17 protein-coding genes, 1 tRNA gene and 1 pseudogene are annotated in these 14,257 nt (G+C 37.5%); 5 read left to right on the top strand and 14 right to left on the bottom strand.

Features of this window, described 5'->3' with window-relative positions:
• Nucleotides 1-44 precede the first annotated feature (44 nt).
• The 12 genes and pseudogenes from CI959_RS16680 to CI959_RS16625 all read right to left on the bottom strand — a co-directional run bounded on the left by CI959_RS16680 (nt 45) and on the right by CI959_RS16625 (nt 8,234).
• Entirely contained in the window at nt 45-953 is a 909-nt protein-coding gene (locus CI959_RS16680; protein WP_095231500.1) for an S-4TM family putative pore-forming effector, read from the bottom strand.
• On the bottom strand, nt 946-1,929 hold the full coding sequence (locus CI959_RS16675) for a nucleotidyltransferase (protein ID WP_095231499.1): 984 nt from the start codon (nt 1,927-1,929) through the stop codon (nt 946-948). The genes CI959_RS16680 and CI959_RS16675 overlap by 8 nt, the downstream gene beginning before the upstream one ends.
• Nucleotides 1,930-2,164: 235 nt before the next feature.
• Nucleotides 2,165-2,284: pseudogene (locus CI959_RS21900) on the bottom strand (GNAT family N-acetyltransferase); the annotation flags it as partial.
• The gene (locus tag CI959_RS16670) at nt 2,281-3,201 is read right to left on the bottom strand and encodes a DUF5712 family protein (RefSeq protein WP_095231498.1); all 921 of its coding nucleotides are present in this window, start codon (nt 3,199-3,201) and stop codon (nt 2,281-2,283) included. The pseudogene CI959_RS21900 and the gene CI959_RS16670, both read right to left, overlap by 4 nt.
• A gap of 4 nt (nt 3,202-3,205) precedes the next feature.
• Nucleotides 3,206-3,790, bottom strand: a complete 585-nt coding sequence (locus CI959_RS16665) for a BfmA/BtgA family mobilization protein (protein WP_095231497.1) — start codon at nt 3,788-3,790, stop codon at nt 3,206-3,208.
• A 284-nt stretch (nt 3,791-4,074) separates the two neighbouring features.
• On the bottom strand, nt 4,075-4,407 hold the full coding sequence (locus tag CI959_RS16655) for a helix-turn-helix domain-containing protein (RefSeq protein WP_095231496.1): 333 nt from the start codon (nt 4,405-4,407) through the stop codon (nt 4,075-4,077).
• A gap of 162 nt (nt 4,408-4,569) precedes the next feature.
• On the bottom strand, nt 4,570-4,992 hold the full coding sequence (locus CI959_RS16650) for a hypothetical protein (RefSeq protein ID WP_095231495.1): 423 nt from the start codon (nt 4,990-4,992) through the stop codon (nt 4,570-4,572).
• Nucleotides 4,967-5,200, bottom strand: coding sequence for a hypothetical protein (locus tag CI959_RS16645; RefSeq protein ID WP_085978836.1), 234 nt, complete (start codon nt 5,198-5,200; stop codon nt 4,967-4,969). The genes CI959_RS16650 and CI959_RS16645 overlap by 26 nt, the downstream gene beginning before the upstream one ends.
• 111 nt (nt 5,201-5,311) lie before the next feature.
• Nucleotides 5,312-5,758, bottom strand: coding sequence for a hypothetical protein (locus CI959_RS21895; protein ID WP_255223124.1), 447 nt, complete (start codon nt 5,756-5,758; stop codon nt 5,312-5,314).
• Between the two features lie 254 nt (nt 5,759-6,012).
• A complete protein-coding gene (locus CI959_RS16635; protein WP_095231493.1) occupies nt 6,013-6,675 on the bottom strand; it encodes an ABC transporter permease in 663 nt (220 codons plus the stop codon).
• The gene (locus CI959_RS16630) at nt 6,672-7,520 is read right to left on the bottom strand and encodes an ABC transporter ATP-binding protein (RefSeq protein WP_007656984.1); all 849 of its coding nucleotides are present in this window, start codon (nt 7,518-7,520) and stop codon (nt 6,672-6,674) included. The genes CI959_RS16635 and CI959_RS16630 overlap by 4 nt, the downstream gene beginning before the upstream one ends.
• Nucleotides 7,521-7,643: 123 nt before the next feature.
• The gene (locus CI959_RS16625; protein ID WP_095231492.1) at nt 7,644-8,234 is read right to left on the bottom strand and encodes a TetR/AcrR family transcriptional regulator; all 591 of its coding nucleotides are present in this window, start codon (nt 8,232-8,234) and stop codon (nt 7,644-7,646) included.
• 287 nt (nt 8,235-8,521) lie between these two features.
• On the opposite strand from CI959_RS16625, the gene CI959_RS16620 reads away from it, so the two are divergent.
• The 3 genes from CI959_RS16620 to CI959_RS16610 are packed head-to-tail and all read left to right on the top strand — an operon-like array spanning nt 8,522 to nt 9,463.
• A complete protein-coding gene (locus CI959_RS16620; RefSeq protein ID WP_044656056.1) occupies nt 8,522-8,836 on the top strand; it encodes a helix-turn-helix domain-containing protein in 315 nt (104 codons plus the stop codon).
• A complete protein-coding gene (locus CI959_RS16615) occupies nt 8,823-9,116 on the top strand; it encodes a DUF3876 domain-containing protein (RefSeq protein WP_095231491.1) in 294 nt (97 codons plus the stop codon). Before CI959_RS16620 ends, CI959_RS16615 begins: the two co-directional genes overlap by 14 nt.
• Nucleotides 9,117-9,169: 53 nt before the next feature.
• A complete protein-coding gene (locus CI959_RS16610; RefSeq protein WP_044656054.1) occupies nt 9,170-9,463 on the top strand; it encodes a helix-turn-helix domain-containing protein in 294 nt (97 codons plus the stop codon).
• A 282-nt stretch (nt 9,464-9,745) separates the two neighbouring features.
• Here CI959_RS16610 and CI959_RS16605 read toward each other — a convergent pair whose 3' ends face one another.
• Entirely contained in the window at nt 9,746-10,966 is a 1,221-nt protein-coding gene (locus tag CI959_RS16605; RefSeq protein ID WP_095231490.1) for a site-specific integrase, read from the bottom strand.
• A 242-nt stretch (nt 10,967-11,208) separates the two neighbouring features.
• Nucleotides 11,209-11,281: transfer RNA gene (locus CI959_RS16600), tRNA-Lys, on the bottom strand.
• Between the two features lie 493 nt (nt 11,282-11,774).
• Between CI959_RS16600 and ettA the strand changes: the two genes are divergently transcribed.
• The gene (gene ettA / locus CI959_RS16595) at nt 11,775-13,463 is read left to right on the top strand and encodes an energy-dependent translational throttle protein EttA (protein WP_005856590.1); all 1,689 of its coding nucleotides are present in this window, start codon (nt 11,775-11,777) and stop codon (nt 13,461-13,463) included.
• A gap of 26 nt (nt 13,464-13,489) precedes the next feature.
• A complete protein-coding gene (locus tag CI959_RS16590) occupies nt 13,490-14,143 on the top strand; it encodes a DUF1080 domain-containing protein (RefSeq protein ID WP_057317310.1) in 654 nt (217 codons plus the stop codon).
• Nucleotides 14,144-14,257: the final 114 nt, after the last annotated feature.

Below are 14,257 nucleotides of genomic sequence, written 5' to 3'. Positions count from 1 at the left end.
ATAGTATTTTACAAATATAAGCTGGTAATATTAAATACACCCCATTATGATTGTAATTCAACAATTCTATTTTCTACAGAATAATTCATTTCATCCTCCAATTCTGTCCATAAAATTTTGTAAATAAAATCAGGAATTAATGGACTTAAAATACGGTTGTTAAAAATTCTATCTTGTATATTACGTAGTTCTTCAATTTCTATTACATCATTTCTAGATAATGAGGATAATTTATTCTCAATTATTTCTCTTAATTTCTGCAGATTATCCACTGATTCTATATTTTGATTGATTTCCTTATAAGTGAAATTTAGAATAGGTATGGAAGGTAATATTACTTCTATAATAAATTTTTTTAATGAAAAATCGTTTGTTAAAGAAATAATAAGCAGTGTTATAAATGTTAGAACAGAAAGGGAAATGAGTAGTTTATTATATTTCTTTTTTATGTTTTGATCATAGCAAATATTCATTCTTTGACAAAATAGTATTGCTATGTTAGTCTGCAAACAATCTATTCTAGTAGAATACCAATTAGTAACCCTTGATATTTTGTTTGCATTCAACTTGTCTTTCTTTGAATATTTTCTAACTATGTCATGGTCTATGAAAACGGAATTAAGAAGTTCATTTTCCGGTATATCAAAAATATTAGTATCAAATTTTTCTTGTATAGAAGCCGCTGTTTTTTTATTTCTGTCGATGAAAATTTCTAAGATTTTTTCTCCGAATATAACTACGATAGCATAAATCGTATAAATCCAGCTTGTGTCATCTATTCTTAGATTAGAAAAATTGGTAACAAAAGCGATTAAGACTGGAATTATAACAGTAATGGCAATAAGAATATATTGCATTATTTTGGCATTAGAATATAATCTTCTTTGTGCCAGCAGCCTGTCTATATTAACATCTAGATTCTGCTTATATAGAATTTCTTGACCTTTATTCATATTTAGGATATTTATTACCGAAAATTTCACGCCATTTGTTTATTGCTTTTTCTTGGTCTTTTTCCTTGATTTCAGCATCAATAGCTTCTACAGCTTTATCATGTGCCCATTTAGCCTTTTCTGAAATGGACTTTCTTTGTTCATATGTTAGACAGTTCAAATCACCTTGTATTCCCTTAGGATCATTTACTGCATAGTATATATATGTTGATAAGTAGCTGAAAAAGTCCTTGATATTAATATCAATCCATTCACTTAATGCTGTTTTACTTTTAGTGAAATTTATAACAATTTGCTCAAATAAATACGACGATAAAGTAAAAGAAGAATTATGTCTATTCCAAAATTTCAAAATTCTAATTAATTGAAGAAGTCTCCCTGCATAATTTTGATTAGTTTCAGTTACGAGATTCTGATCAATTCTTGGATCTGTTGCTTTCCAGTTACCATTTCCGTCTGGAATTAAGTATAACTCTGTGTCTGTATAAAAACAAGGAACAATGTCATAAACCCACTCATAAGTTAATAGATTTAAGGTCGCTGCTTCTCCACGACTATGTAATTCTGCAGATTTATAATGTTCAACTTCTGACAATGCTGATTTTAATTTGTTGACAACTTTTCTCGAATTTAGAATATCATTGTCAGATAGATTTTTCAATCTACTACCCGCATTAGGGGTATTTATATAGTATGTAGAACCGTATAAAGTATATGTAGCTCCATTTGCTGTTAAACAAAACATCAAATCAATATCATCTAACTCTCTAATTTTTGTTTTTCGAGCAAAAGAACCAAATTTTATATGTTTATCCTCATATTTGAAAGGAAAGTTTAAATTTTCTTTTGAATCTAACTTATTTAATTGTCCCCATAGCCAATCTCTGCTAGAAATAGCTTTGCTCGTTCTGTCTGGATCTAAATTAACTACATTTTTATTAAACTCCTCAAAAGCACTATTTACTGTTGCTGCCATAATAATTAGATTTATTAATTATTTCAGTTAATTTACAATCAAAAACTATTCCAAAACAGATTGTGTGACAAAATGGCAGAATAATATGATGATCTGTATACTGAAAACTTCTTTTTTGTCAAGACTGACAAATTTATTATCATAAAGAGGATGATTTGTTTATTTCTACTCTTTCAAAAGCCATAAGTAGAAGTCGGCTTTCAATTCTTCGGATGCGTAAATACAAATCTATTCAGCTATTCCTACGGGGAGTAATAACGTTATCTTCTGTCAGCCTTACAAGTGATTTGCGATACTTGAGCTGCTCCATCAGGTAACAATCTATTTTAGCTCTTAACTGTTTATATTTTATCATCTTCTTATTCCCTTTCGTTTCTTCTTTTTACGTTTCTGTGCTTGTAATTCCTCTGTCAATGTAGCATCATAGCCATTGTCATCTTTCAATGAGAAGATAGATAATAGAGAATCACCGCCACTGTTATTTTGCTGATCGTTAGAGTGGCTATTTTTTGTCGTGCGATCAAGATTGCAAGAAATATTGTTTTCTTTTTCACCAGATTGGAATATCTCTTTCTTCTTTTCGCCAGTAAAGTTTTGATTCTGTATTTCAAGTTGTTCAGAGACAGAACCATTCTTCATCGTATTGTGGTAATCAAACGATTCGGACTGTTGGCGGTTGTAGCTAAAGAGTTTATCAAAACCTTGTTCCACTTGTTGGAACAGATTTACACGGTTAAAGCCACCTTTGATTACTCCGTTCTTCGTGTTTTTGTGATTGGTAAGTGGTGAAAGTTTCTTTTTATTAGCTTGGTCTTTCCGGCTCACTATTAAATGACAGTGCATATTCTGTTTATTATCAGAACGACTACGGTCAAAATGAATCTTGCCATAGAACTTTATATCCGATGCTGATAGTCCTTTGTTGAAGTTCTTGGCATATTCAGGGATAAATACCTCACGAATGTAGCGTTTCATCGCTTCGGCTTGTTCCTGTTTGGTGTTACCCATTGCCCGAAGTTCACTTTCCGATGGGCTGACATGGATAGCGTAAAATTTAGCATCTGTTTTCAGCAGTTGCCCGATATTACTGTCTATATCCTTTATCAAAACCGATTTATAGATATTATCCTTCGTCAGATTAAAAAATCCATCGGTATAGATTCCCTTTTCCATACGCTCCAAATCTTCATGTTCCATGTAACTTGCCAGTTGTCGGCTACTCCCTGCATTGTTGTATGTCCCTTTTGAGGGTGGAGCAAAATCTATGTGCATAAGCCTATGTATTTATCAGGTTTGTAATCTCTACTTTTAGGTTTTCTTTCCGTTTGCTATCCATCACACCACAAGCGGAGAGTTCAGAATATAGCTGTATCAGGTGGAGTAGCTTCTTATAGTCCCGTTGATGTATCTGATAGAGTGTCGAAAGTTGTTTGCCCTGCTGATTGATTACATCGGCATGATTATAGAACTGTTCACTTAACTTTTTTAGCACGGCTGCTTGTCTCTCTTGGCTGGCTTCCAGTTGAGAGAGAATAAGAGTTTCCAAAGTTTTGCCGATAGTATCGAAGCGCAAAGCAATAGAATTAGTTACCCGTATCATGGGATTCAGTTGTTCTTCCTCGTAGTGACGAATGAAGCGGATAATATCATCCTGTCTCTTATTTATTTTCGCCAGTTCTGATTTTACGGATTCAGGTGCTTCGGATGGGTTGATATGTGCCTTGTCTATATACCCGAACGCCAACTTTACAACTTCACTCTTTTTCAGTGAATAGCGTTTGCATATCTTCTCTACCAAAGCTGCCGTTTCCTTGTCTATGGAAATGGTAGTGAATATCGTTTTTCGACTGCTGTTTGGCATGGTAATTACTTTTTTATAGAAACATGAATAGATAAATTCCTGATAATAAGCATTACAAAGAAAATGCTTATTACAGGTGTCATTACAGCGTGTTACAAGAACACGCTAAAGCCGAAGGCTTTGCCCCGCAGGGCAAGAGGGAAGAACAGGACTTGTCCAGTTCCCTCTTGCTCGATTTAGTGAAACGGGCTGAACCGATGGGTGAAGCGGTTTCTGCTAAATCGGGGTGGTGACACAAAGGGATAGCTTAAACACAAGCTTCTTTCCTCTGCTGCATTTTGCTGTCAGAGTTTGTTTTCTAATTGATTGGCTTTTTCAAACTGTTTATAAGTTTGATAGTCGGCTCGTTCACGTACAAAAGCTCTAATATCGCTAGCCCGATAGTAGGTTTTATGCCCAATAGTAAAGTAGGGGAGCTTACCTTTTAGTCGATAGCGTTGTAAAGTTCTGAAAGACACTTTTAACAGAAATGCTAAATCCTGATTATCAAGTAATCGTTCATTTTCATCTAATACCTGATCGGTATTGATAAAGGATTTTAAGTCTTGTCCTATCTCAGTGAGTTTCTTAGATAGCTTCTCCATCCATTTATCGAAGTTTTCGTTATCTATATACATTTTGCTTCATTTTTTAGTTTAACATTATTGTTCTCAATCGATTGATGAAGCAAAATTCAGTAAAACAATGTAGCAGAAAAAGAGGAGTAGTTACCTACTCCCCGAAAAGAGATTTGCAAATCTCTGGAAATAAACAGTTTGCACAAATATCTTTTTTGATCTTTATCGGTTCTTACGTTTTCGATCCTCTTTGATGATAGCATTTCGTAAGGCATCCAATGTTTTGGTAAGGTTGTACGGCTTGCGGGTAAATACTTCACCTGCCTTATCGTAAATACTTCCGAATTTTAGATTGAAAAGCTGCTCAAAGCCACGAGCTAAACGAACTTCTGGGACAGGTTTTCCATCTTCGCCAACGATTTGCCCCTGTAGAAACAGAGCTAATACGATTTCTGCGATGCCAATAATCCCCAAGTCTTTTGACTTAGGGATTACATATAGGTCGGACTTGAACGCTGTAGGAATAGATAACTTAAATTGTTCTGGATGGTTAATTTTTAAGTTGATTAATTGTAGCTCGGCATCAATTGTCGATAACGCTTTGTGGACATAGAGAATTTTAAGCGCATTTTTCCCCCTGCCCACATTGATATAACTCTTTTAGGGGTACTATCTCAATACGGGTGAGATTTAGCATCCGAAAGATATAGGAATAATCTTCTGAATTGCTAATAGCGACTATGTGCTTGACAAATTCTCCATAGGCATCTTGCATTTCTGTGTTAGTAACTTCTTGTGAAGTTTTAGACAATAGCTCAAAAAACTTCATTTTCAATAACTCATTCATAAGCATAATTTTTAGATAGTGAATAATATTAATTCGTATAATCGTAAATTCAATATGCTTATTTAGGGGGCTATATTTTTATATATTCGGTATTAATAGTATCGATTTTAGAAGAAACTATATTTTTGTGCTGTATCTATTATATAATATGTAAATCAGTCCGCCAGAAAGAAATATAGTTGGTAGAATAAACCAATAGTTATTACTTATTAGAAACTTGGCTATCCAAAAAGAAGGGAGAAATGAAAATATATATTGGGTACTATCTGTAATAACAAAAGGTATAATTAGCCCAACCATAACTAAAGCAGATACTTTTGCAAGTGCCATACCTTCCACTTTATTTCCCGCGTATGCCAAAATAATCATAGCAGCCACAACGCTTAGTATTGTAGCCAATATTGATATTATAAATGTAGTCCATAATGACATACCTGATACAGAACAAAAAGAAAGCAGCACAAAAGAAACAATAGCTGCAAATAAAACAGGAATAAGCAATCTTGATATAAGATAACCCTTCTTCCCAAGTGGAGTGATTGTGATATACCTGTTGATTTTCATGTCTGTTTCGTCTAATACCACTAAGACCGAAGCGAAGCAAATCATGTAAGGACACATAATTGCAAGGAATAAATCCAATATCGGATAATATAGACTGAAATCCTTTAGCATCGGATAATGCTGTACAATTAAGGGGAAAACAAACCTATATATTGCCGCTAATATTAGCGGAATACATATTATTGCAGATAACATACCATCTGAGAATATGTTTCTGATAAACATTTTGAAAGAAATAATATTCTGATTCATAATTATATCGTCATCATTTTTTTTACTGACAGACAAGAAAAAATATACATCACAATGCACCAAATGCTTATTACCATTAGAGACATGACGCTGATATTTCCAGACATAAGTTCTATAAAACTTATACTTGGATGTAATAGCATAGCTCCCGATTTATAGCCCATTGTATAAACAGATATGGGAGCTACAGATATTATTAAAGTGGCAACCATAATCAGCATAAAATTATTCATGGTTGAAATAAAAGCAGAAAGTGATATTCCAACCAGTGTGAATAATGCTGAACCTAACATAATTCCAACAGCAAGATGTATGTAAGAATGTTCCATGCCTGAGAACAATGCGATGAGAACTCCACTTAGCAAAGAAATTAGTCCAATGGAAATTACCTTTGACAAAATGTATGTGTGTATCGATATGGGCGAAACAGCTAATGCCTGCATTACTTTTTCGCTTTTCTCGAATAATATTATTGCTCCCATAAACATTAATCCGATCAGTACGGGATCTGAAAATATAAGGGTAGTTGTACATAGTTCTTTCCACGGCATAGGAAGAATGCGCAATACTGTAATATACATTAGTGTAAATAACGTATATAGGGCATAAAAACCATATTTGTATTGTTGCCGAATATCACCTAGTATTAAACCTTTAAGCTTCATAGTAATTTCCTCCCTGTTATTTCTGAGAATATATTGTCTAATGTTGGCTCATTGCTATGTATTGATAATAAGGCATTAGCTTGAATCAGAGATTGTAGCTTTTTATCTGTACTTATTTTGTCAAGTGCGATTGTAGTATTTAATTCTTTTTGATTCTCCAAATATGAATATGTTACTTCATTATAACGCCTTGACATGATAAGATTATGAGGAGTGTCCATAGCTTTAATGTTGCCATCAACAATAAATGCTACACGATCACAAAGTTCGGTTGCATCGTGCATATTGTGAGTAGTCAGAATGATTGTTACTCCTTTATTTTTAAGATCAAGAATAATGTTTTTCATCACTTGGGAGTTCGAAGGATCTAAACCAGATGTTGGCTCATCCAAAAATAACACTTTGGGCTGATGAATAATTGACCGGGCAAAGTTTAATCTGGATTTCATACCTTTAGAAAAACCTGCCACTTTCTTATTGGCATGTTGTGATAGTCCAACCATTTCTAATAATTGTTCGATAGGAATCAGCTTACAGTCATATAAAGAACCAAAGAATTTTAAGTTCTCCAATGCGGTGAATTTCTCATAAAAACTAGGAAATTCAAAATCGACACCAATACTCTCATAGAACTGGTCAGACTTATTTCTAATTTCATTATTATTAATAGAAACACTCCCTTTATATTTAGGGAGCATACCTATTAATATCTTTTGGAGAGTGCTTTTTCCTGCTCCAGAAGGTCCTAAGAAGCCAAATATTTCTCCGCTTCTTACTTGAAAATTCATATTCTCAATAAATGGTAGTTGAGAATAACTAAACGATAAGTTTTTTACTGTAATCATAATTTTTAAATTTTATATCGTATGACTAAAATTGTTTATATAGTCATATTGTAAATTCAAAGTATCGCTATGTAACATATTTGCACATAGTCAGTTGATATTATATAATCTTGTTGTATTGGATTAGTCTTTAAATAGTTGCTGTACTATTCCCCTAACTATAAACTTGAAAACTTCATTGTAAATATCTGTTCCAATTGTTTTCTCGTTTAGAATAGTCAAGAATGCAGCTCTTAAAGCCCCTGCAAATACTTTTGTATCAATTAATTTACTTTCTGGAATAAATTTCAGTAGTTCGTTTGCTAGCATGACATCATCATCTACGTGTTTTGAAAGTACTTCTTGAGGGAGCTTTCTATTTAGATATTCCACATCACTATTAACGAAGATAGATACAAAGTATGGTTTGTTGTTGATTAGCAAGTCAGATATAATATCTGTCAATGTATCAACCGTAATATTATTGGTATGCTTATTTATGGCATTAAGAAATTCTTTTTCCAATTTCTTATGATAGTCTATTATTGTATCGAAAAAAAGAAGTTCTTTTGATGTATAGAATAGATAAAATGCTCCTTTAGAAATATTGGCATATTTAACAAGCTCATCTACAGAAGTTTTACGTACCCCTTGTTGCTGGATAAATAGCAAAGCTCCTTCTTTGAGTTTATCCTTTATAAGCTTTCTTTCGTTGTCATCAAATGCTTTTGCCATACCGTGTGACTACTTTGTTATTATTGGTCACTGCAAACATAAGCGTTATTTTTGAATTGACAAAGAAATATCGGTTTATTTTTCTTTGTTTCTATATGATCTGCCTAAATCAATGAGTATTTGGTCTATAAATCATTGTATTATGTTGCCACGATAAGTACATATTAAGTCATTAAGAACTTTACTTCGCCACTTTCGGACAGTTTTGAAAACGGCTCATGATTCTTCTTTTATTTGCCGATGAAAATAAAATCGACACGTTTTATAAACCTTTTAAAATTGAAAGTATGGAAGTAGTAACTATTGAAAAGAGAACCTTTTCGTATGTCTGCGAGAGGTTCACGGAGTTTGCCAAACGGATAGAAAGTTTGTGCAGCACTCATACCCAGAAAGTCGAAAACTGGCTGGATAGTCAGGAAGTGTGCCTGTTGTTAGGCGTTAGTAAGCGAACTTTGCAGTATTACAGAAGTAGCGGAAGATTGGCTTATTCTCAAATTGGTAGTAAGATTTATTATAAGCCTTCCGATATTGAAAGAATTATTGCAGACAGTGAAACGCAAAATCAATCACCCAAACACCCCACGTCTTATGAAAAGAATTAAAAAAAATTATCCGTTTTTCAACCTGTTTTCCATTGTTGGCACATGGGAAAGCATTAATCTGAATCCTACGGTTATCATCTATCGGAATGATAAAGAATACCTTCTTTCTATTATATATGTATCGGAAACTACCAAACAGGCTTCACCCGCTACTTATGAGATACAGCAAGATGGTAGCCAGTATTTTATTGCCACTGCATCCAAACGGCTCTATGTAGATTATGATCCGGCAAAAGATGTACTTAGCATTTCATCGCTGGGTGACTATCTGCGTAACTAGCCAGCTATCTAGCCATCTTGAAATCAATATTTCAATAAAACAATCTTTCAATCATGGAACTAATAAATAAAGATACCCCGCAAGTTAAAGAGTTTGTTTCTTCGCTTGATTCGATGCTGAACGGTATTGAATCTATAGTCAAGCATTATAAACCCCACCTGGACGGGGAGCGTTTTCTTTCTAACAATGAAGTTTCCAAGAAACTGAATGTCAGTTTGCGAACCCTGCAAGAATGGCGAGATACAGGGCTAATCCCCTTTATCCAGATAAAAGGTAAAATCATTTACCGTCAGAGTGATATTGATAAACTGCTTCAAAAGCACTACTTTGAAAGTTGGAAAGAGTAACCTGCCAAGCCCAAAACATTTTTTTTCGGAATTTAATTTGAATCATTGACTTTTCCAGTGAAGTATTTAGCCTGTGCAAGTCTTTGGATAAAAATACGCTCGGAATGAAATGGAGAGGAAGATTTTTATTCAAACCGAAGGCTCGGACTTGAACAGACTGAATACGGAACTTACCTTTGTCAATACTTCATATTAAGTTTTGAAAAATTTACCTTAAAAAAAGGATTGAGAAAATGAAATTCATTCTTCCCAATCCTTTTTCTATATTGGCTACTACCTTTATTATATAGTTAATTCTGATAAACAGCTATTTACTTTTTGCATATCCTTGAAAATATTCTGATCCAATACCCTTGCATAGTGTTTTGTTACGCTTGTATCTGCATGACCTAACATCTTAGCAACATTCTCCATACTTACGCCATTTGCAAGGCAAATGCTTGTAGCATAGCTATGACGGGCGGTATGTGTGCTAAGATTTTTATGAATTCCGCACACATCGGCAATCTCCTTCAAATAACTGTTCATGCGTTGATTACACAATACAGGTAAAAGTTTTCCGGTACACTCTGCCACATCCTTATATTTATCAAGTATAGAAGCTGCCACAGGCAGCACAGGAATGTTACACATGATTTTTGTCTTTTGCCGGTTCTTCCTTATCCAAAGTTCCCCTTTGTTGTCTTTTACCAAGTGTTCGGGTGATAAATCTTTTACATCGCTGAACGCCAAGCCAGTAAAAATGCAAAAGACAAAAACGTCACGTACCTGTTCTACTCGTTTAATTGTAAACTCTTTGGCGAGAATGATTTTAATCTCGTCCATCGTCAGAAATTCAGGATCGGTTTCTTCCAATTTGAAACGGTAGTAAGCAAACGGATCTTTCTTTATCCAGTCGTTTTCCAAAGCAATACGGATAATTTTCTTTAAGTTTTTCAATCGGGTTATAGCCGAATTCTGTGCACAACCCTTTTCAATCTTCAAAAAAGCATCGAACTTAGAAATGAAGTTGGCTTCCAAGTTGTTCAGAGCAATATCCGATAGCTGGTATTCTTTTTTAATGAATTCTTCCAAATATCGGGTAGTGGTTTCATACCGTTGAACGGTTTTACTAACAAAGTCTTTGCCGATCAGCTTACGACTTTGTTCGTTGTGTTCTCTGAATACTTGCAAAAGGGTTTTGCTTTCTTCATCCACACCATAATACAGTTTTCTCACAAGATCAACGGTGATAACCTTGTCGGAAGTTTCCAGTTCCCTATAAATTTGGTGTATGCGTGAGCGTGTGATTTCCAAGTAGTGGTTCAGTTCCACCGACATACGGTCTTTTCCTTTTGAATTCTCTTTTGCTTGATTCCATAGGTTTACGGGACAACTTCTTTTGATAGAAATATCTACCATACAGCCGTTTACAGTGATTCTCATGCACACAGGTGCTTCTCCGTTCTTTAATAACTTGGCTTTTTTGATAAAGAACAAAACAGAAAATGATTTTCGAGCCATTTTTACATCGTTTTTTAAGTTACAAAACTATGTATTCTCTTCCAAAGTAAGTCTATGCAAAATGCTATGAATCAGCGAGAAAGATGCAAATTCGTGGGACTTTTTAGAACTAAATTTTAGTCCCACGATTTATCCACCGATAATATGCTTGAAACGGCTATTTTCTGCTACCTGCTAGAAAAAAGAAATCCCTGATAATGTCTGATTATCAGGGATTTGCTTGATTTTTCTTTTATTTTCGGTGATCCGCCTGGGGCTCGAACCCAGGACCCCAACATTAAAAGTGTTGTGCTCTACCAGCTGAGCTAGCGAATCATCCTGTGCGTTACTTTTGTAATGCGAGTGCAAAGATAGGGGGTTTTATTTTATTATACAAATTTCAAGAGGGGTAAATTTTAGTTTTTTCATGGGGAGCAAATGCAAGAAACAAGATATAAGCACTTTACATCACGTATTACATCATGCATAAACCGGTTACATATCTTCACAAGACGAAGACGAACCACAATCCTAAATCGTTAGGATCACACAACCTAAAGCCACATGATCGCACAGTCCTAACCACAACGCCGCACAACCTCTCCTACCCTCATTTATGATAACGCTAAAGCTCAACTTCCGAGGCATAGCATATCTACCGGCTTCTTGCACAAGAGAATTGAACCGAGTAATCTCCACACGCCAAACTTGGCAATCGGTAGATATCTGATACCTATGATCTTTGTTAATTTGTAAAATAAAAGATATTTACGTAGATTTGTACACCATTATTTTAAGTTAAGGAACCAATTAACACACAAAAAATTATATGGCAGACGATAAGAAGATTATTTTCTCGATGGTAGGCGTGAACAAGATCTTTCCGCCTCAAAAACAGGTTTTAAAGAATATATATCTGTCCTTTTTCTATGGGGCGAAGATCGGAATCATCGGATTGAATGGTTCCGGTAAATCTACGTTGCTGAAGATTATCGCCGGTATCGATAAGGATTATCAGGGAGAGGTGGTCTTCTCCCCCGGGTATTCCGTAGGGTATCTGGAGCAGGACCCTAAGTTGGAGCCGGGCAAGACCGTGAAGGAGATCGTGCAGGAAGGCGTGCAGGAGATCGTGGACACCTTGAAGGAATATGAGGAGGTGAACGAGCGATTCGGCGATCCGGAGGTGCTGGAAGATCCGGATAAGATGGATGCCTTGATCAACCGTCAGGCGGAGTTGCAGGACAAGATCGACGCTACGGACGCATGGAACCTCGACAGCCGTCTGGAACGTGCCATGGACGCTTTGCGTTGTCCGCCGGAGGATCAGGTGGTGGATACGTTGTCCGGAGGCGAGCGTCGCCGGGTGGCCCTTTGCCGATTGCTGCTCCAGCAGCCGGACGTATTGCTGTTGGATGAGCCGACCAACCACTTGGACGCCGAGTCGATCGACTGGCTGGAGCAACATCTGCAACAATATGCCGGTACCGTTATCTGCATCACGCACGACCGTTACTTCCTAGACCACGTGGCCGGATGGATCCTTGAGCTGGATCGTGGCGAGGGTATCCCTTGGAAGGGTAATTACTCCTCTTGGCTAGACCAGAAGACGAAGCGTATGGCTCAAGAAGAGAAGCAAGTCAGCAAGCGCCGTAAGACCTTGGAGCGTGAGCTGGAATGGATCAATATGGCGCCGAAGGCCCGTCACGCCAAGGGTAAGGCACGTCTGAACTCGTACGAGGCCCTCTTGAACGAGGACCAGAAGGAGCGTGAGGCTAAGCTGGAGATCTTCATCCCGAACGGCCCTCGCTTGGGCAATAAGGTGATCGAGGCACAGCACGTGGCGAAGGCGTTCGGCGATAAGCTGCTGTTCGATGATTTGAACTTCATGCTTCCCCCGAACGGTATCGTGGGAGTCATCGGGCCAAACGGTGCCGGTAAGACTACCTTATTTAAGATGATCATGGGCATGGAAAGCATCGACAAGGGGACCTTCGAGGTGGGCGAGACCGTACAAGTAGGTTACGCCGACCAGACCCATAAGGATATAGACCCGAAAAAGACCGTTTACCAAGTCGTATCCGGCGGACAGGAATTCATCCGTATGGGTGGCAAGGAGGTGAACGCACGGGCTTACCTGTCTAAATTCAATTTCGCAGGAGCGGATCAAGAGAAGCTATGCGGCGTACTCTCCGGAGGAGAGCGTAACCGCCTGCATCTGGCGCTGACGCTGAAAGCGGACGCTAACGTATTGCTGCTCGACGAGCCAACCAACGATATCGACGTGAACACGCTACGTGCCTTGGAGGAGGGTCTGGAGAACTTCGCCGGTTGCGCCGTCGTTGTCTCTCACGACCGTTGGTTCTTGGACCGTATCTGTACGCATATCCTGTCGTTCGAGGGTGATTCCAACGTGGTCTTCTACGAAGGGACCTATTCCGAGTACGAGGAATACAAACGTAAGACCTTGGGCGACGCCGAGCCGAAACGGGTACGCTATCGCAAACTAATCGTTGATTAATCATACTATAAATAGAGTTTAATGCCATGAAAAAAAGAATGCTATCTTTGGCTGTATTAGCCGCCTCCCTCTTCTGTTTCTCCAATGGGGCGAACGCACAGAAGACCGAGAAACTGTTCAACGGGAAAGACCTGTCTAACTGGAATTTCGTAGTCGACAAAAACTCCGTCCCCGCCGATCAGGTCTATTCCGTACGCGACGGTAAGATCTTCATCACCGGCCAGCCTTTCGGCTATATGTACACCAAGGAGAAATACAGCGACTATAAATTGCACGTGGAATGGCGTTGGCCGAATGGGGATTCCAACGCCAATAGCGGTATCTTCTTACACATCGTAGATTTCCAGAATCCCTTCCCGAACAGTATCGAATGCAATCTGCAAGCCGGGAGGGCCGGATTGTTCGTATTGCTGGGAGGCTCCGACCTTGTCGAGTACCAGCAACGCCCGGGAGAGGAACGTCCCTTCTTCCCTGTCGTAAAGAACGTGAACCCGTCCAGCGAGAAGCCCGCCGGAGAGTGGAACGAGGCGAACATCTTCGTGAAAGACGGCGTCATCACCGTTTACATCAACGGCGTATACCAGAACACCGGAACCAACAAGGTGAAGGAAGGCCATATCGGGCTACAGAGCGAGGGTAAGGAGGTTGAGTTCAGAAACGTAACCCTCACCAAGTGGTAAGCGGAGCCATTTCCGGCGCATCTGTAATAATTAAACGGAATCTTTTAAATAGTATTAAAATAATATAGTACATTCGCGAGGATTCCTTTTCAATGAGGAACATATCATTGCAAT

The sequence above is a fragment of the Parabacteroides sp. AT13 genome (genome assembly GCF_002272965.1).
GTDB lineage: Bacteria > Bacteroidota > Bacteroidia > Bacteroidales > Tannerellaceae > Parabacteroides > Parabacteroides distasonis.
The sequence above is the reverse complement of the archived record's forward strand: the minus strand, read 5'-3'. Positions and strand labels throughout refer to the sequence as shown.